Genomic DNA, 17,396 nt, shown 5'->3' with positions numbered 1-17,396 from the left:
TGTTTTTAACCGACAACCCATAACCGACAACCGACAACAAAAATAAAAATGTTAAAGCAAAACTTACAATTCAAATTATCTCAAAAATTATCTCCTCAACAAATTCAGTTGATGAAGTTGATTCAATTGCCTACGTTGGCATTTGAGCAACGATTATTGGAGGAAATGAATGAGAATCCGGCATTAGAAACGGGTAAAGATGAAGAAGAAGTTTATGAAAAGGATGAACTTGACAACAATGACGAATATGATGATTATGAAGGAAGCGACAACATTGAAGCTGATGACATAAACATCGATGAATATTTGAGTGACGACGAAACACCAGACTACAAACTTCAATCAAATAATTATAGTGATGATGACGATGATCGCGAAAGTCCATTTGCTGCACCTGTAAGTTTTCATCAAGATTTAATTAATCAATTGAATACTTTTATACTTACTGATGAGCAAAGAGATATTGCTGAATTCCTTGTTGGGAGTATTGATGATGATGGTTATTTAAGACGTGACATTCAAGATATCGTTGACGATATGGCTTTTACTCAAGGTATTTATACTGATGAGAAAATGGTTGAGAAAATGTTGCACATCATTCACGAATTGGAGCCTGCAGGCGTTGGTGCGCGTGACTTACAAGAATGTTTGTTATTGCAATTGAAACATAAAACCCCAACAGAATATGTTGATTTAGCCATTGATATCATCGGAAATCAATTTGATGCTTTCACCAAAAAACATTACGACAAATTATTACAGAAATACGGAATTTCTCAAGATCATTTGAAGAAAACGATTCATGAAATTGAAAAATTAAATCCAAAACCAGGAGGTTCTTTTACAGGAAATAATAAAGTTACCGAAAATATTGTTCCTGATTTTGCCATCAGAATTAATGATGGTGAATTAGAATTAACTTTAAATGGACGAAATGCTCCATCATTGCACGTTTCAAAAGATTATCAAGAAATGATGCAAACGTATAAAGATTCTAGAGACAAATCGAATTCTCAAAAAGATGCCGTTCAGTTTATTAAGCAAAAATTAGATTCGGCTAAATGGTTTATTGACGCTATAAAACAACGTCAGGAAACACTATTTGTTACCATGAATGCCATTATGCATTTTCAACAAGAATATTTCCTTGATGGTGAAGAAACTTCAATGAAACCAATGATTTTGAAGGATATTGCTGATATGGTTGGTTTAGATATTTCAACTGTTTCTCGTGTTGCAAATAGCAAATATGTTGACACGCCTTATGGCACAAAATTGATAAAAGAATTCTTCTCTGAAGCCATGAAAAATGATCAAGGTGAAGATGTTTCTACTTTAGAAATCAAAAAAATTCTTCAAAACACCATTGAAGAAGAAGATAAAAGCAAACCACTTCCTGACGATCAATTGGCAGAAATTTTAAAGGAAAAAGGTTATCCAATTGCTAGAAGAACTATTGCAAAATATCGTGAGCAATTAGATATTCCTGTGGCTCGAATGAGAAAGAAGATTTAATTCAAAAAATCTTATATTTGTTTATCAAATAACTCATTTTGAAAAAAATACTTCCTTTTTTTTCGTACCTCTTCCATCCTATTTTCATTCCGATATTGGGAACGGTTTTTTATATACTTTTTGGAGGTAATTATTACATAACAGAACAATATTATTTGCTATTGCTTCAAGTAATTATAATTACATTTTTCCTTCCACTGTCTTTCTTTTATTTACTTAGAACTTTTGGAAAAGTAGACACCATAATGCTCTCTGACTTGTCGCAAAGAAAAATTCCGTTGTTAATGCAAATGATTTTAACTGCAGTTTTAATTCAGAAAAGTGTTACTATAGAACGTTTTCCGGAATTGTATTTTTTCTTTCTTGGAGGAATTGGCAGCACCTTTATTGCCTTCGCATTAATTTTTGTCAAAATCAAAGCAAGTATTCACATGATTGCAATGAGTGCTCTTAGTTTTTTTGTAATTGGATTGAGCATGCATAATGAGTTAAACATCATTTATACCATCGCATCATTGTTTTTAATAACAGGAATTGTTGCTTCATCGAGATTAGTAATGAAAGCTCATACAATAGAAGAATTAATTATAGGATATGCAGCAGGAATGCTTCCGCAGGTGCTTTTGTGGATACTATGGCTATAAAATATAAAATTGTAACCCAAGGTTAAAAGTGGTCATTTTTATATCTTCACCATTAATTTTTGCCGATTTATATATTGGACTTAATCCGTAATAAGCATAAAAATTCCAAGTATTCCAACCAGCTGCCATATAACAACCATATTGGAATTTATTCAAATCAGTATTAGACTTGTAAACTTTTGTTTGAACGTCATTCACAAATTTGTATCTATCACCAATTAAATAACTCAGTTTGAAACCAGTATAAATTCTCCAAAATCTATGAGAATCTGGTGTTGAAGAACGCCATCTAAATTCAATTGGTAAATCTAAATAATGTAGAGAAGTTTTATTCTTATCATAATAAATATCTGACGACAATATTTCATAAGTATTTTCAGTTTTACCAGCAACTTCTAATCTATTTTGATATAAATTATCGTTATAAATATTTAATGAATAACCTAATCCTGTTGCGATTGCAATGGTCCTATTTTTATTAATAGGCATGTCTCTCAAAAAACCAATACAGAAACCTGAAGAAAATTTATTTTGATTAATTCCGCTTAAATTTTTCAAACTGTTGTAAGTAAAATTCAAATAAAATTGATCTTCTCTGTATAAAGAATCTAACACCTTTTTTTCCACAACTTCTTCCTGCGCAAAAGCACTAATAAAGAAAAATAAAGTTATTATGGAAAAATAAAATCGCATAAACTGAGAATTATTTTGATTAGGATATAGAATTTGAAAACTTCCTTTAATTATTTTTTAGCAACTAAAATGGGATTCGAACTCTTCTTTAATTAATTTTTTCTAAAAATTTAAAAACTTCTTAGCAACTAAAATGGGATTCGAACTCCTGCTTTAATTAATTTTTTCTAAAAATTTAAAAAAACTTCTTAGCAACTAAAATGGGATTCGAACTCCTGCTTTAATTAATTTTTTCTAAAAATTTAAAAAAACTTCTTAGCAACTAAAATGGGATTCGAACTCCTGCTTTAATTAATTTTTTCTAAAAATTTAAAAAAACATCTTAGCAGAGAGGATGGGATTTGAACTTGCTTAATAAACCCCGATAAATAAGCCTCTCAATTAAAACACATTCAAAGTACCCCGAATTATACCCCTTACAAATTAAATCGTTTTGTACCCGTTTGATGTTCTAAAGATAAGGTTTTTAATTATTATAAAAAAATATTAAATAACAAATCGTATCATTTTTTATACTAGTTACTATAAGTCAAACTGATTTAAACACTCGAATTAAGCACTTTAGCTAACCAATAATGCAACTTAAAACTTCGTCTTTTTTAAGACCTGAAAACTCACAAAATTCATCAATAGAAACAAGTTGATGAGATTCCTTGTTAAGACTAACTTTTATTTTCAACAAGTAAACCCTAGCTTGTCTATAAGTTTTACCAGTAATGCGTTGAACATCTTTTGGATATATACAAACCCTAATATTCCTAACAGACACTTTTATACATTTAATACTCTATCCATACCTTTAGTATAGCTTTGAGTATAAGATTCATCATTACAAATCTAGACATTTTTGTTGATTAAAATTGATTATTAGCATCAATTATGTACCATTTTTTACATCTCTATTTTGAAAGAGCTTGTTTTTAATAAATCTTTGTAGAGATCATTTTAAAAGTTGCAACAATTTAATTGATTAAATGAGATGTGAGAGAGTATGTATATACTCTAAATGTAGAACGAAAAATTTAAAATTATGGCTAGACAGAAAGGCATAATTAAATTAAAAGGTACTATCGGAGATATTACTTTTTACAAAACGCAAGATGGTCATTTAGCAAGAGAAAAAGGCGGTATTGACGCTAGTAGAATTGCCAGTGACCCTGCGTTTCAGAGAACTCGTGAGAATGGCTCTGAGTTTGGAAGAGCTGGGAAGGCTGGAAAGCTATTGAGAACTGCTTTACGACCATTACTTATCAATTCTGCAGATGGAAGAATGGTAAGTCGATTGACACAGGCTATGGTTAAGGTGCTTCAAGCTGATTTGACTAGTGTTCGTGGTTTGAGAAATGTGATTGATGGAGAAGCTGAATTGCTATTTGGTTTTGAATTCAATATTCGTGGTAAGTTGGGCACTACCTTGTTTGCTCCTTTTGTAGCTGCTATTGATCGTGTTGCTGGTTCAATTACTGTTGATTTGGCTTCTTTTATTCCTGCGAATATGATTGCTGCACCTAGTGGAACTACTCACTACAAGATTATTTCTGGCGGTGCTGAAGTAGATTTTGAAGCTGAGACTTTTGTTTTGGATACTTCAGAAACAGCAATTCTTCCATGGGATGCAACTGCGACAGCAGTTATTAACCATATCAACTCAGTTACTCCAGCAAGCACAAAACCTTTGTTTTTGGCTTTGGGAATTGAGTTTTATCAAGAGATTAATGGTCAAATGTATGCTCTTAAAAATGGTGCGTATAATCCGTTGTCAATTGCTAAAGTAGATAGTGGAGTTTAGTCTTTTGACAGACTTGGTAAAACAATAAGGTTAAAAAATGGTATTATTTTTAACTAGAACTTATTTCCCTGAAGGAACCAATGGTAAACTCGAATGCGAAGGTAAATTGATTTGTAAAACAATTGAATTACCCTGGAAGATGAACGAAACGAAGGTTTCCTGTATTCCGGAAGGGAAATATTTTATTAGAAAACGATACAGCGTAAAGTATAAATGGCATTTGGAGATTATGGATGTTAGTAATAGGAAGTTTATATTATTTCATCCAGCAAATAATGCTAAAAAAGAATTGCAAGGTTGTATTGCTCCTGTTACTAAACACTCAGGACCAGGTTTAGGTTTGATGTCAAGAAAGGCTTTTAAAAAGCTCAAAGACATTGTTTATAAGACTTTAAATCTTTCTGAGAATGTTCAATTAATTATTCAATCTTAACCGATTATGAAAAAAATAATCAATAGAGCTACGGCTCCTACACCAAAGTTTTTTAAAGTGCTTCGAACTGTTGGGTTGGCACTAGCAGCCGTTGGAGGAACTATTTTAACAGCTCCAATTGCTTTACCTGTCATTGTAACTACTATTGGTGGTTATGTTGCGGTAGCTGGAGGTGTTTTGTCGGTTGCAAGTCAGCTTACTACAACTGATGACAGCAAATAATCCCACATTAATGGGAACTGCTGGAGGTACATTTTTAAGTATTGTACCAAATCTTTCTTCTGATGATATTGCAAAAACAGTTATTTTAGCTACTGTTGGAGCCGTGGTCAGTTTTACGATTTCGTTACTGCTTAAAAGCCTAAATAAGAAGCACAAAAAATAAGTTTAACCCTAGTTGTGGTGACCTTTGGGTTAAACAAAATGAAAGCCAAGTCGTGAGATTTGGTTTTTTTTATAAAATAATATCACTTTTAAGCACATCATGTCACTTTTAAGATATTAAAATAAAATCAGCTTTCTTAATTTTGTAAAATAACGGTTTAAAATTTACATTATGAAAAAATTAGAATTGAATCAGATGGAGAATCTGGAAGGAGGATTAGCTTCATTAACCTCTTGTCAAAAATGGCTTATGTCACATGGTGAATTTACAGCAAGTGATGCTTGTGTTATTTGTTCTGCTGCTGGTGCTGCTGCTGGTGGTGCTGTTGTAGGCGGTCCTGCAGGAGCATTAACAGGTTGGGCTGCTGGTGCAATTGGAGCATTATTTACTTGTTAATTGCTAAAAAGGTCTATCTCTTTAGATAGACCTTAATATTATTTTTAGATGTTTAAAGAAATTTTAATAGCTAAGTTTAAGTTATATTTTAGAAATAACTTTGACCATAATTTTAAAAAAAAAATAAAGATTAACTATATGTTTATCTTTATCCCTTTTTATTTGTTTTTATTAAATAATGTTAGTGGGTTAGATTATTTTTTATATACTTTACTATGTTTTTTTTTATTAGTTTTAGGACTAGATTTTCACACTATATCTAATAAGTCAAATTTAAATTCTCTGATGCTTTTTGGTAACATACTATCTAAAAGAAAAAGTATTGAAATTAATTTGTCTACGGAATATTTGATTAAATTTATAATTCTTGTACCGATTTTATTGGTTACCTCTAATCGTTTGTTGACTATATTTATTAGTTCAATTTTTATTTTTATAAGTTTTTTTTTAAAAGAGCTTATTAGTAATAATACCATAAGCAAAAAAATATATTTTATTTTTTTCTTCATATATATTTTTTTCTTTTCAATATTTGGTGGGTTATTTGTAAAGAAAGAAGGAGATTATAATTTTTACGTTGAATATATTGAGGCTCATTATTTTCAAGTAATCTTATTGGTCGCTATAATTCATTCTATCCTAGCATTTTTATTATTAATTTTATATTTAAAAAAATTTCATAAAATTCCATCATGCGAATAGCAAATATATTATTCTTAAAAGAGATTAGAGAAGGAAAAATAATTGATATAATATTGATTTTTTTTTTAGTTTTATTTTCAGTTTTTAAGAATTCATTAATTCCTTATTCTTTAATCTACCTTGTTTTTATTAATAGAATTAATGCTTTGATATGGGACAATGAGAATGAAAAATATTTTTATTTACAATTTGAAAGTAAAAATCTTAAAAGAATAATTTCCGTGAAGCATTTTTTTCTATTCTTGGAATTTAATTTTATATACACAGTTGTTGTTACTTTTTTATCTATAACAGATCATGATTTTATTTTTAACAAAGAAAACTGGATTTTAATGAATTTGTTTATACAATTGAATCAAACTTTTGGAATTATCTATAATTTTTTTTTTATACAAAGTAAATTTTTTTTAGATTGGTTAATAAGATTAGTGTCTTTTACAGCAGTAAACCTTTTTTTTATTTTATTAATTTATTCTTTAAAAATGAGTTGCAAATTAATAGTTTTATTTTATTTAATATCTTTTTGTCTTCTATTTTGTGTGGCATTTTACTCAAAAAAAAAACTTATTAAAAAAATTACTAATACATACTTAAATGATTAAAGTTGCTAATTTAAATAAAGTATTTAATAAAAATAAAGTACTTGAAAATATTAATTTCACCATCAATAATAGTCAAATTGCTGTTATTTATGGGTTAAATGGCTCTGGCAAAACTACATTAATTAAATGTTTAGTAGGATTGTTAAAATCCGAAAACAATGGAATTGAATTTGATGGAATTAATAAATCTCAAATTAGTTTATATCTAGGTCACGAAATGTTAATTAACAGTCTCACAGCTTATGAATACTTGTATTTATCAGCAGTTTTAAAAAACATCTCACATTCTGATATTGAAAAAAAAATTCTTGAATTTTCAAAAATATTAAATTTTGAAAATTATTTAAATCAATACATTTCAAAATTATCTTTTGGCACTAAATCAAAAATACTCTTTACAGTTGCAACGATGAATAATCCAAAAGTTTTGATTATGGACGAACCATTCATAGGCATAGATTTAGTAACTCTTGAAAAATTAATGAAAGTTTTAGTTGAATTAAAAATTAATGGATGTACAATTTTGATTTCATCTAATCAAGTTGAATTTTTAGAAAGTATTATTGATAAAGTATTAATACTCAAGGATAATAAAATTTTGATTGACAAAACTATAGAAGATTTAAACATTCAAAATTTTAAACAATTATCAAATATGATTCTAACACATTTAAAATAATTGTTTAGTCTAAGAATTGAATTATGAAATTAACCACGAAAAACTATACTCTAATAATTATTTTAACAATAATTGCAATTATTACTATAAAATTAGGAAAATATTTATTGGATTTTGACAATATTATTTATAAATCTTTTTCATCTGAACTTTCAATAAAACAAATAGAAAGATTTTTATTTTTTCAAAAAAAGATTGAACTACTAAATTTTATTTTAATTCCAATAATATTTATGCTTAAAACATCAATTATTTCAAGTGTTTTAAGTATTGGTATGTTTTTTAACAATAATGATAATAGTTTTAAAAAAATTCTGAATATTGTTATAAAAGCAGAATTTATTTTTCTTCTTATGCCTATCTTAAAAATATTTTGGTTTTACTTTTTTCAAACCGATTATACACTTGAAGATATTCAGTATTTTTATCCTCTATCAGCATTAAATATTATTGGCTACAAAGAGCTTGACTCGTGGCTAATTTATCCCTTACAAACTTTAAATCTATTTGAAGTTGCATACATCATTTATTTATCTTATCAGATTGGCGATTTAACAAAAACTAATGCCGATAATGGATTGAAAATAGTTAGTTATAGTTATGTTCCTACATTACTACTGTGGGTCACTGTTATTATGTTTTTTACTTTAAATTATTCATAGCGTGGAAAGAACAAAGAAAATATTTATAGTTTTTTTTGTGGTGATAATTATTGCGCACATCATTTTATATTTTATTAAAGAGGAAAGTTTAACATCTTTTCTCTTTGGTGTTGCTTCCATGATTTGTATGATAATTAGTGTAATTATTTCTAATAAAAAAGAATAATGGATTTTAATTTTAAAATAAGCTCACACATTATTACTGTAATTGGTAGTGCTTTTTTAATGTTTAATTTAAAAATGCAATTTGCGGATACTATGTGGAATTATTTTTGTGCTTTAGAAATATTTATTTTTAATTTTCCTTTACTAATTAACTCATTAAAAGAGATTTTGAAAAATAAAAAAGTAAAAAGTAAGTATGGGAAAATATAAAAATATCATATTAATTTTTTGTGCCGTTATATTGTTGGTACTTCACGTTATCAAACATTTTTATTTTAAAGAAAAAGTATCAACATTAGTTTTAGGCTCAACAGCTATAGTTTTATTACTTATTCATTTACTTAGAAAATAAAGGAAGATGGAAATAATAGCGTTCTATAATTTTGTTATTGACAGTCAAAAAAAGACTATAGAAATGAAAAATAAGAAGGACTATAGCTATTTAATGAAGTTTGCTCAAATTATATGGACTATTAATGGGATTATAAATTTTTATTCTTATTACAAAACAGGAGATTCTTTTAAGCTCATATCAGGTTTTATAGGAATGTTATGGTTTCTGCTTTTTATTCTGGATCTTAATAAGTCTTACATTACAGAAATAGATTTTAATAGTATTCAAAGCATAGAATATAAAAAACGTCTCCTAGATAATGTTTTGATCATTAAACTTATAAACAATAAAAAAAGATTTATTCAAGTTGAAATAAATAAACAAAAAATGGAATTGATTGAGAGTGTTTTTAAAGAACATTCAATTAATTTTATAAATAAAACTACATGAAAAAACTACTTAAAATATTAATTCCAATACTTTTTATTGGTGCACTTGGTTATTTTGGTTATCAGATTTATTCTAAAATTCAGCACAAGAAAGAAGTAGCAGAGCATATAAAGACAATACCAAAGTTTGAGTATCAAAATATAAATGGCGATAATTTTACAAATGAAAATTTAAAAGAAGACATTGCAACACTTTTTATTTATTACAATAGCGAATGTGATTTTTGTAATGAAGAGGCAAAAATGATAAAACATAACATAGATATGTTTGCTGACTTTCAGTTATGTTTTATTTCATTTGAAAAAACTGAACAGATAAAAGAATTTGCCAATAAATATCAATTAAATACCTATGATAACGTTCATTTTTTATGTGATAGTAAGGTTACTTTCGCTGCTACCTTTGATGTTAAATCTATGCCATGCTTAGTGCTTTACAACAAAGATCAAAAACTTATTGAAAAAATAAAAGGACAAGTAAAGGCAGAAACAATTTTGAAAAAGCTAAATGCAGAATAATAGAATAATGACAATAAAACATATTGAAAAAACGCATACGCTACAACTTGACCAATCAGATTGTGGCGTTGCTTGTTTATTAAGTTTGGTGAAGCTTTATGGAGGAACAAATTCAATCGAGAAACTTCGCGAATTAAGCGGAACAACTAAACAAGGTACAACTATGCTTGGTTTGTATCAAGTAGCAAACAAAATTGGCTTTACTGCTGAAGGTTGCGAAGCTGATATAAACGCATTGATTGAACATAAACAGCCTGTTATTTTACACGTTCTAATTGAAAATCAGCTACAGCATTATGTTGTCTGTTATGAATATAATGAAGAAAAAGGCTTCTTAATTGGCGATCCTGGAAAAGGAGTATATTATCTAAATTCAAATGAATTAGAAAAAATTTGGGTTTCTAAAAGTTGTTTAACTCTTGAACCTAATGAAAGTTTTGTAAAAGCTGAAGAAGAAAAAAATTCACAAAAGAAATGGTTTCTAAATATCTTAAAAGAAGATTATAAGCTCCTTTGGATTTCGGTTTTATTGGGTGTTTTTGTTGCCGGTTTAGGATTGGCGATGTCTTTATTTTCACAAAAATTGATTGATGATATTTTACCATCTCATGATATTAAAAAACTAGTTTCGGGAATTGCTTTGTTAACGGTTTTGTTATTAGCAAGAGTCGGAATTTCTATTTTAAGAGAGTATTTCCTTTTACAACAATCTAAAGATTTTAATAACAGAATTAATAATCAATTTTTTTCTTCATTATTACATTTACCAAAACCCTTTTTTGATACAAGAAAAATTGGAGAATTAGTTGCACGATTAAATGATACGCAGAGAGTTCAAAGTGTTATTAAAATGTTGGCTAGTAGTCTAGTAATTGATGTCTTAGTTTCAATCATCTCATTAGTTTTTCTGTTCACTTATTCATGGAAATTAGGATTGATTTCTACCTTGAGTTTGCCTATTTATTTTTATATTATTTATAGAAGCAATAAGAAAATAATTAACTCTCAAAAAGAAGTAATGCAAAGTTATGCTTTTAATGAGAGTAATTATATCAACACAATTCAAGGAATCGCAACTATAAAAAATGATAATAAGTAGGAAGTTTTTAATAAGGTTAATGAACAAGTTTTCGCTAATTTTCAAGACAAAATATTTAACTTAGGAAAAATCAATATTACTTTATCTTGGCAATCTGGGTTTGCTAGTGTTTGTTTTTTAATAGGTGTTTTGATTTATACTTCTATTCAGGTCTTTAATAAAGAAATTAAACTAGGTGAATTGATGGCTATTTTGGGAATTGTAAGTTCTTTGATGCCGTCCATAGCTAACTTGGCATTGATATCTATTCCGATTAATGAAGCAAAAATTGCCTTTAATAGGATGTATGAATTTGCATCGATTGAAAAAGAAAAAGAAGATGGAAAGTCAATAAATGAGATTAATTCAATTTCAATTCAAAATCTTTCGTTTCGTTTTGCAGGAAGAAGTGAATTATTTAAAAGTATTAATTTAGAAATTCAAAAAGGAAAATTTACTGCCATAGTTGGAGAAAGCGGTAGTGGAAAAAGTACATTAGGACAAATTTTGCAGCGTTTTTATAATTTTGAGAACGGAAAGATTTGGATTAATGATCATTATCAACTGAATGATATTGAGTTAAAAAGTTATAGAAATTTAATTGGAGTTGTACCGCAAGATGTTACCATTTTTAATGAAAATGTGGTTGATAATATTTTACTAGGGCAAGAAGAGACATCTGAAAATATAGTTTCTTTTCTCACAGAGTTTGGTTTTGATGTTTACTTCAATCAATTGCCACAAGGTTTAGCAACTATTCTTGGAGAGGAAGGCATAAATTTAAGTGGCGGGCAAAAGCAAATTATTGCTCTAGCAAGGGTTTTGTATAAAAAGCCACAATTTCTAATTTTAGATGAAGCTACTTCTGCGATGGATAGAAATACAGAAAATTTCACAATGGATTTGTTTCAAAAAATTAAGCCAAGTTGCGCTATTTTCTTTATTTCACATAGACTAAATGCTTTAAAAAATATTGCTGATGTAGTTTATGTATTAGATAATAAAACAATTACTCATTTTGGCTCTCATAATCAATTGATGCAAACAGATAATTTTTATAGTGAATATTTTTTGAAATCATGAAGCCAGTTTAAACTGGCTTTTTTGATTTTAAACTTCTCCAAATTGATTAAGTACAACCTCAACAACTACAACTTCTGAATTATACCAATACAAATCGTTGTATTTTGCATAATCTAATGCTTTTGTTCTGCTATCAAAAGCTCCAAAGAAAACTCTTGATGCTTTTGACTTCCAACTATCGGTTTGAAATAATAAAAATACACTCATAGAATTGATTTTAAGGATTGAAAATAAATTATCTGTTACTGTAACGATGTACGATAACTCTACGCATATCGTTGATTAAATTTATATTTTCGTGAAATTGTTTTTCTTTTAAATCAAGTAATTTAAGAGCTGCAACATGCTTTAAATGTTCTTCGTGTTCTTCCATCATTACTTTAGATTTTGGAAAAAAATCCTTTTTAAAATCATTTAACCTTAAAAATGAAATTACTGAACCTACTAAATGTTGATGCCAAAATTTAGATTTCCAAAGACTGTATGCTACCCAGAAAACATTTTCGCAATTTTCATTACAATCGAATAAGATTACAAAGCTGTTCGTAAATGGTTCTTTTTGTGGTTTTCCGCTATTCATTCCTTTATTTAGAATAAAAAAATGTGGTTTTTGGTAAATGGTGTTCTTCTTGTGGGTTTTAACGATAAAATTCATCATGGCTTCGGCTTTAAAAAATTAAATTAATTTTCAATTTTTTGCAGTGTTTCTTATGAAATGCAGATGTGCCTCGCTACGCTCCGCCCATTAAATTTTTTCAAAAGAAAAAAAAGAAAAAAAGAAAGCCGTTAGTCTAGTGGAGGGTTTCAAAAAAGCAAGTTTTTCGAGTAAAATACTACCTGTTAAGGTGGAGATTTTATCCGAAACCCGGTAGGGCTTGAACTTGCTTTTTTGTATACCTGGAACTTATCTTTGCTCTCTTTTTTTATTTATTTTTTTTTGAAATATCAAATCATAATTGTTATGTAATCGGAGTTGAATCGGAAGAAGTTGTACTAATTGGGATTGTCTTTTGAAATAAGGTCGTCTTCTAAAGGGTATTGAATTTTAAAATAGGATAAATAACCAAAGGCAAATCAATTATAATACTTTTATCCTGTTTTAAAATTTAATACTCTTTAGTGGTTTTGTTTTTTGAGGATGCTTGTAAGTCAGTTGGCAGTCGCAGTGCTCAGTTTGCAGAAATTTATCTTATGAAAATGTGAAGCATATTCAAAAAAAATGCAAACACTTTCCTATTTTTTAATTTTTTTTATTGAAACTTCCTATCAAAGTTGTTGTTTAATCTGAGTTGAATCCGAGATTGTTGTGGTTTACGAGATTTGGAATTGAAAGTAGGTCGTCTTCTAAAGGGTATTGAATTTTAAAACAGGATAAATAACCAACGGCAAATCAACTACAATGCTTTTATCCTGTTTTAAAATTCAATACTCTTTAGTTGGTTTGTTTTTTGAGGATGCTTTGTGCGTCTATTGTAAACCGGATTTGTAAATCAGAAGAATATTTGTTTTGAAAATGGAAAGCATCTTCAAAAAACAATGCATTATACTACCGAGTGCGTAATGGCAGTAGCGCGAGCAAGTGTATTATTTTTTATTTGCTTATTGGGATGTTCTGATTGGTTTTATGATGGATTGATGCCTTACTAAAAGTGATTAGTAATTAGTGATTAGTGAATAGTTGTTTTGGAATGGGTTAAGGCATCAGGCCATCGTGAAACCAATTTACTGTGATGGTTCTGGCAAAAAAAAATAATACTCTTGCTGTCCTCTTTTGATTTTGTGGGTGTATAAAAATGCTTATTTCTTGATGTTGTTTTTAAATTCAAATGTTGTTAAGCATTTTTATACACTTACAAAAGCAATGCAAATACTATCCTATGTGAGCGCAAAGTATATAGAATAAAAGCCCAAAACTTTACAGATAAAAGAAAAAGAAAAAATTCAAAAACAGAGCTAAAAACACACACTGACGATTGGTGATGGCAGCGGTGAAGGATGGTCTTTTTTATTGCAGGCCGGTGCGAGGAAGCAATAAAAAAAGTTGTCCTGGAGCCGCTGCCTTGCGCGTTGGCCGTGCGGCTTTTTTACATAATGTTATTATAGGGCATTGAAAAACCAAAAAAACAATAAAAACGCTTTCAATGCCCTATAATGCAACATTATGTAAAGAAGCTTTGGGAAAAAAATTACTGGCATGAGTTGCGAAGCATACGTGTTATTGCACCAATAACCATGACAGTAATTTTTTTTGGAGCGTTGGGAAGGAGTGGCAACTGAAAACTAAAACAGGAATCTACCACTAAGCGAAAAAGTACGTTCACGTTATTATGAAATGAAATTAGTGAAATGAAGCAAACAAAGAATTGATGCTAGGAATACTTGGACTAGGAGCAATTTTTGTGCAGAAGAATGAGATAATGATTATGAAATATCAATCCCTTTTGGTTTTGGAAAATCTATTCCCAAATGGCCATATAAAGCTCTTACTTTGAAACGCCAACTTATTCGGGCTTCTATCCAAGTTTTACTACCTTCAAAAATCTTTATATTATCATGTGTATGTGTTGGAAATTTTGAAGAAGCCGTTATGTTGTCAAAGCTAATCAGTAGTTCAAGGTTGTCTAAAACAGATTGGTTTTTATCTAAATCAAAAATTGTTTTATGGTCTTCTTTATTGAATTTTTCAGCTTTTTCTTTTAACATTTCATATAGTGTGCTTAATTTGATTTCATCAGTTATAAAATCTAAATCGTAGATGTCTTTTTTAGTAGAACGATTGGACAAACTAACTAGTTTGTATAAACCAATATCTGCTTTACTGAATAATCGGATGTCATTGATAGATTCAATTTCGAAAAGATGTTTCATGTTTTGTAAAACATCAACTTTTATCATTGTTCCATCGTCACTGTCAATAAAAAATCTTAAAAAAGAATATTGATCATTTATATCACATGGGTTATCAAAATTTCTAGCATTCTTTCCGAAACTAGCTTTTACCTCTTCTTGAATTTTATTAAATCCTTCTAATCCAATAATTTCAGGACAGAATAAATCAATATCATCTGAAATTCTATGATTGTATTGTAATGCTAAATTTGTTCCACCTGCTAAACTGAAATTGGCTAACGATGGCAAACTTTGTAATTGAAGAATAGTTTTGACGATTGCTGGAGAAACTGCACTCATTTTAGAGCGAATAACGAAGAAAAGGTTCTACTTTATACCTTTTTGCCACACTAACACAAACTTTGTTGCTGATGTTTTCTTTAGTGTTTTTAAGGTATTTTACAATAACTCTTGGAGTATATAATTGCTCTAATCTTTTAATGTCTTGCTCAAAAGTATCTGGAGTTGTTGCATACATAGCTCTTGGGATAATGATGGCTTTATCTTTTTCAAGATTTAACTTATCACAATCCATGTCCCAAAAAAGGTGTTTGGGAAAAATTGTCGCTATGTTTACTTTGTTTTTCATTATTTAATATAAATCAAATATAGTACCAATATAACTCCTATGTGTTGATTATCATTATAATATTATACAAAAGTATAAATTTTTTATTTAATTATCTATGTTGATGTTTTACTTGACAATTTAAGTAATTCGTTTATTTCGCTTTTCAATTCATTTGCTCTTCGTGAAATGGTTTCAATATCTTTATTGTAATCGTTTTTATTTAACTTTTCAGATAGTATTTTTAGACAATTAACTTCAATTTTCAATACTTCTAATTTAGTGTTTTCAAGTTCTTTTACATTCATCATTTTCTTAATTTTAGGATTTAGCTTTAATTATATTTCTTCAAAATACTCTTCATTAGATGTTTTATTATAGAGTTTACCATAATTTATTACATAGCCAGAATACCCACTATTTTTTAAAATTAGTTTGCTTATTAAAGTATATAATTTAGCACTAGCATAGAGCATTTTATTGTCAATCTCTTTACTAGTTCTTGTCGTTTCATTATTCATTAGAATATTTCCATGTAATAAATCGTTTCTAAAATCAATTGCTGCTTCATCTTCGGCAGAGAGTTTGATTTGTAATTGATCAAATGGTTGTCTTAATTTTTCTGCATTGGTCAATCGTTTGTGATTTATTGGTTTGTTTAATTCGTTTATTTTTTTATAGATTACAAATCCGCGACATTGGGAGATTGCGTGGTAGGATGAGGAATTTATTTATAAGCTATTTCCACAAATCTTCGTCCTGCCAATTAGACTTCATACCTAAAGCATTTGGATCTACATTAGAATATTTTTCGAATAAAGCATTAAGTCTTTTTGTAAATATATTTTCAGGCTCAATTATATTTAACATGTATTTCATTAAACATAAATGGATATATAAATATTTAAAATCATTTTGATTAGGAACATCTGCTATCCATTTATAAGGAGGTTTTGATAAAAGTCTTAAAGTTGACGGTAAATTTTTATTCCAAAGCCGTGAGTGATGTGCACAAAAATTTCTTATTTGTGATATAGATTGTAACCAACTTGGTAAATAAGTATGATTTACAGCTCCAAATTCTTCCGCAATTATGTCTTTTGACTTGATTGTGTTTTTTAAATTTCCATATAACTTTGACAAAGAACCAAAACTGGTCTGCTCTAATGATTTCCAAGATGGAGGAAATCGTTTGTCATCTTTATGCTTTTGATTATGACTTTTTATAGTAGGTTCTTTTGTTCTTTCTAATTCTTCTTGCAAATTTGAAAGTGTTTTAACTAATGCTTGACTATCTTGAAACAGTTCAAAATTTTGAAACCACCAAGGGTCAAACTCATGAGATAAATGATATATTAATTTAGTTCTTAAACTAATCTCTATACGTTCAATAACGTCAAAGAGTAAAAAGCGAAGTTCTCTATCAAAATTATATAGAGACATCATATCTTCAAACCTGCTTTTAGGCTTGAAAGTATGATTTTCCTTATTATCTTGCATTACATACCAATATTCACCTAATCGATAATAACTAATATTAGCCAACTGATGTTCTGCAAAAGAAGTATCACTAATAATCAAACCTCTACTCTTTAAAATTTCAATTTGTTGTGAAATTGAAGTTGCATTTTTTTCAAACATATTTAAAATATAAAACCCCAAAACAAGTAGTTTTACTTGATTTGGGGTGTGAATTTATCTTTATAAAAAGCAAAAGACACACCCTGGGACGCTGTTCTTAAGGGTAGCGTGGTGTGTACTGTTGGTGCAAAAGTACAAATTATTTTTAATACTTTCCAAATTAATTATTT

At 28.6% G+C, this 17,396-nt stretch carries 21 protein-coding genes; 13 read left to right on the top strand and 8 right to left on the bottom strand.

Annotation, left to right across the window (positions count from 1 at the left end):
• Window positions 1–48 precede the first annotated feature (48 nt).
• Both rpoN and ACIQ06_RS02725 read left to right on the top strand, forming a co-directional pair.
• Window positions 49–1,515, top strand: a complete 1,467-nt coding sequence (gene rpoN, locus ACIQ06_RS02730; RefSeq protein WP_396143768.1) for an RNA polymerase factor sigma-54 — start codon at window positions 49–51, stop codon at window positions 1,513–1,515.
• Window positions 1,516–1,553: 38 nt separating this feature from the next.
• Window positions 1,554–2,159 carry a hypothetical protein gene (locus ACIQ06_RS02725; protein WP_396143767.1) on the top strand — a complete coding sequence of 202 codons (606 nt, stop codon included), beginning with the start codon at window positions 1,554–1,556 and terminating at the stop codon, window positions 2,157–2,159.
• Here the strand turns inward: ACIQ06_RS02725 and ACIQ06_RS02720 are convergent.
• On the bottom strand, window positions 2,154–2,852 hold the full coding sequence (locus tag ACIQ06_RS02720; protein WP_396143766.1) for a porin family protein: 699 nt from the start codon (window positions 2,850–2,852) through the stop codon (window positions 2,154–2,156). The two genes, ACIQ06_RS02725 and ACIQ06_RS02720, sit on opposite strands and share 6 nt — an antisense overlap.
• A gap of 1,030 nt (window positions 2,853–3,882) precedes the next feature.
• On the opposite strand from ACIQ06_RS02720, the gene ACIQ06_RS02715 reads away from it, so the two are divergent.
• From ACIQ06_RS02715 to ACIQ06_RS02665, 11 genes are all read left to right on the top strand, one after another.
• On the top strand, window positions 3,883–4,641 hold the full coding sequence (locus ACIQ06_RS02715) for a hypothetical protein (protein ID WP_396143765.1): 759 nt from the start codon (window positions 3,883–3,885) through the stop codon (window positions 4,639–4,641).
• A 37-nt stretch (window positions 4,642–4,678) separates the two neighbouring features.
• Window positions 4,679–5,074: a DUF5675 family protein gene (locus ACIQ06_RS02710; protein WP_396143764.1), complete on the top strand. Its 396-nt coding sequence runs from the start codon at window positions 4,679–4,681 to the stop codon at window positions 5,072–5,074.
• A 6-nt stretch (window positions 5,075–5,080) separates the two neighbouring features.
• Complete coding sequence (locus ACIQ06_RS02705; RefSeq protein WP_396143763.1) at window positions 5,081–5,296, top strand: hypothetical protein; 216 nt, start codon at window positions 5,081–5,083, stop codon at window positions 5,294–5,296.
• Window positions 5,283–5,459, top strand: coding sequence for a hypothetical protein (locus tag ACIQ06_RS02700; RefSeq protein WP_160169123.1), 177 nt, complete (start codon window positions 5,283–5,285; stop codon window positions 5,457–5,459). Before ACIQ06_RS02705 ends, ACIQ06_RS02700 begins: the two co-directional genes overlap by 14 nt.
• A 171-nt stretch (window positions 5,460–5,630) precedes the next feature.
• Window positions 5,631–5,855: a hypothetical protein gene (locus ACIQ06_RS02695; RefSeq protein WP_396143762.1), complete on the top strand. Its 225-nt coding sequence runs from the start codon at window positions 5,631–5,633 to the stop codon at window positions 5,853–5,855.
• 1,296 nt (window positions 5,856–7,151) lie between these two features.
• Complete coding sequence (locus tag ACIQ06_RS02690) at window positions 7,152–7,838, top strand: ATP-binding cassette domain-containing protein (protein WP_396143761.1); 687 nt, start codon at window positions 7,152–7,154, stop codon at window positions 7,836–7,838.
• A 23-nt stretch (window positions 7,839–7,861) separates the two neighbouring features.
• On the top strand, window positions 7,862–8,500 hold the full coding sequence (locus ACIQ06_RS02685) for a hypothetical protein (protein WP_396143760.1): 639 nt from the start codon (window positions 7,862–7,864) through the stop codon (window positions 8,498–8,500).
• A 523-nt stretch (window positions 8,501–9,023) separates the two neighbouring features.
• Entirely contained in the window at window positions 9,024–9,449 is a 426-nt protein-coding gene (locus tag ACIQ06_RS02680; protein ID WP_396143759.1) for a hypothetical protein, read from the top strand.
• Entirely contained in the window at window positions 9,446–9,967 is a 522-nt protein-coding gene (locus ACIQ06_RS02675) for a peroxiredoxin family protein (RefSeq protein ID WP_396143758.1), read from the top strand. The genes ACIQ06_RS02680 and ACIQ06_RS02675 overlap by 4 nt, the downstream gene beginning before the upstream one ends.
• Window positions 9,957–11,066, top strand: coding sequence for an ABC transporter transmembrane domain-containing protein (locus ACIQ06_RS02670; protein ID WP_396143757.1), 1,110 nt, complete (start codon window positions 9,957–9,959; stop codon window positions 11,064–11,066). Before ACIQ06_RS02675 ends, ACIQ06_RS02670 begins: the two co-directional genes overlap by 11 nt.
• A gap of 129 nt (window positions 11,067–11,195) precedes the next feature.
• Window positions 11,196–12,128 (top strand): ATP-binding cassette domain-containing protein, encoded by a 933-nt coding sequence (locus tag ACIQ06_RS02665; protein WP_396143756.1) that lies wholly within the window; start codon window positions 11,196–11,198, stop codon window positions 12,126–12,128.
• Between the two features lie 27 nt (window positions 12,129–12,155).
• Here ACIQ06_RS02665 and ACIQ06_RS02660 read toward each other — a convergent pair whose 3' ends face one another.
• The 7 genes from ACIQ06_RS02660 to ACIQ06_RS02630 all read right to left on the bottom strand — a co-directional run bounded on the left by ACIQ06_RS02660 (window position 12,156) and on the right by ACIQ06_RS02630 (window position 17,247).
• Window positions 12,156–12,335, bottom strand: coding sequence for a hypothetical protein (locus ACIQ06_RS02660; RefSeq protein WP_064715057.1), 180 nt, complete (start codon window positions 12,333–12,335; stop codon window positions 12,156–12,158).
• Window positions 12,336–12,363: 28 nt separating this feature from the next.
• The gene (locus tag ACIQ06_RS02655) at window positions 12,364–12,786 is read right to left on the bottom strand and encodes a DUF6943 family protein (RefSeq protein WP_396143755.1); all 423 of its coding nucleotides are present in this window, start codon (window positions 12,784–12,786) and stop codon (window positions 12,364–12,366) included.
• A gap of 1,763 nt (window positions 12,787–14,549) precedes the next feature.
• Window positions 14,550–15,317 carry a nucleotidyl transferase AbiEii/AbiGii toxin family protein gene (locus tag ACIQ06_RS02650; RefSeq protein WP_396143754.1) on the bottom strand — a complete coding sequence of 256 codons (768 nt, stop codon included), beginning with the start codon at window positions 15,315–15,317 and terminating at the stop codon, window positions 14,550–14,552.
• A 1-nt stretch (window position 15,318) separates the two neighbouring features.
• The gene (locus ACIQ06_RS02645) at window positions 15,319–15,606 is read right to left on the bottom strand and encodes a DUF6922 domain-containing protein (protein ID WP_396143753.1); all 288 of its coding nucleotides are present in this window, start codon (window positions 15,604–15,606) and stop codon (window positions 15,319–15,321) included.
• A 95-nt stretch (window positions 15,607–15,701) separates the two neighbouring features.
• Complete coding sequence (locus tag ACIQ06_RS02640; RefSeq protein ID WP_396143752.1) at window positions 15,702–15,896, bottom strand: hypothetical protein; 195 nt, start codon at window positions 15,894–15,896, stop codon at window positions 15,702–15,704.
• Window positions 15,897–15,923: 27 nt separating this feature from the next.
• Window positions 15,924–16,220 (bottom strand): hypothetical protein, encoded by a 297-nt coding sequence (locus ACIQ06_RS02635; protein ID WP_396143751.1) that lies wholly within the window; start codon window positions 16,218–16,220, stop codon window positions 15,924–15,926.
• 103 nt (window positions 16,221–16,323) lie between these two features.
• Window positions 16,324–17,247, bottom strand: coding sequence for an Abi family protein (locus tag ACIQ06_RS02630; protein ID WP_396143750.1), 924 nt, complete (start codon window positions 17,245–17,247; stop codon window positions 16,324–16,326).
• Between the last annotated feature and the right edge of the window lie 149 nt (window positions 17,248–17,396).

Origin of the sequence: Flavobacterium sp., from assembly GCF_044341265.1 — a bacterium.
In the GTDB taxonomy this organism is placed as follows: domain Bacteria; phylum Bacteroidota; class Bacteroidia; order Flavobacteriales; family Flavobacteriaceae; genus Flavobacterium.
This window is presented reverse-complemented; position numbering and strand designations above follow the sequence as displayed.

What these genes read in the sequence shown, in the direction of transcription:
- ACIQ06_RS02695 (WP_396143762.1), top strand. Translation starts at nt 5,631, where the DNA reads ATGAAAAAATTAGAATTGAATCAGATGGAGAATCTGGAAGGAGGATTA.
- ACIQ06_RS02720 (WP_396143766.1), bottom strand. Translation starts at nt 2,852, where the DNA reads ATGCGATTTTATTTTTCCATAATAACTTTATTTTTCTTTATTAGTGCT.
- ACIQ06_RS02715 (WP_396143765.1), top strand. Translation starts at nt 3,883, where the DNA reads ATGGCTAGACAGAAAGGCATAATTAAATTAAAAGGTACTATCGGAGAT.
- ACIQ06_RS02680 (WP_396143759.1), top strand. Translation starts at nt 9,024, where the DNA reads ATGGAAATAATAGCGTTCTATAATTTTGTTATTGACAGTCAAAAAAAG.
- ACIQ06_RS02655 (WP_396143755.1), bottom strand. Translation starts at nt 12,786, where the DNA reads ATGATGAATTTTATCGTTAAAACCCACAAGAAGAACACCATTTACCAA.
- rpoN (WP_396143768.1), top strand. Translation starts at nt 49, where the DNA reads ATGTTAAAGCAAAACTTACAATTCAAATTATCTCAAAAATTATCTCCT.
- ACIQ06_RS02645 (WP_396143753.1), bottom strand. Translation starts at nt 15,606, where the DNA reads ATGAAAAACAAAGTAAACATAGCGACAATTTTTCCCAAACACCTTTTT.
- ACIQ06_RS02660 (WP_064715057.1), bottom strand. Translation starts at nt 12,335, where the DNA reads ATGAGTGTATTTTTATTATTTCAAACCGATAGTTGGAAGTCAAAAGCA.
- ACIQ06_RS02700 (WP_160169123.1), top strand. Translation starts at nt 5,283, where the DNA reads ATGACAGCAAATAATCCCACATTAATGGGAACTGCTGGAGGTACATTT.
- ACIQ06_RS02640 (WP_396143752.1), bottom strand. Translation starts at nt 15,896, where the DNA reads ATGATGAATGTAAAAGAACTTGAAAACACTAAATTAGAAGTATTGAAA.
- ACIQ06_RS02670 (WP_396143757.1), top strand. Translation starts at nt 9,957, where the DNA reads ATGCAGAATAATAGAATAATGACAATAAAACATATTGAAAAAACGCAT.
- ACIQ06_RS02675 (WP_396143758.1), top strand. Translation starts at nt 9,446, where the DNA reads ATGAAAAAACTACTTAAAATATTAATTCCAATACTTTTTATTGGTGCA.
- ACIQ06_RS02710 (WP_396143764.1), top strand. Translation starts at nt 4,679, where the DNA reads ATGGTATTATTTTTAACTAGAACTTATTTCCCTGAAGGAACCAATGGT.
- ACIQ06_RS02685 (WP_396143760.1), top strand. Translation starts at nt 7,862, where the DNA reads ATGAAATTAACCACGAAAAACTATACTCTAATAATTATTTTAACAATA.
- ACIQ06_RS02650 (WP_396143754.1), bottom strand. Translation starts at nt 15,317, where the DNA reads ATGAGTGCAGTTTCTCCAGCAATCGTCAAAACTATTCTTCAATTACAA.
- ACIQ06_RS02705 (WP_396143763.1), top strand. Translation starts at nt 5,081, where the DNA reads ATGAAAAAAATAATCAATAGAGCTACGGCTCCTACACCAAAGTTTTTT.
- ACIQ06_RS02690 (WP_396143761.1), top strand. Translation starts at nt 7,152, where the DNA reads ATGATTAAAGTTGCTAATTTAAATAAAGTATTTAATAAAAATAAAGTA.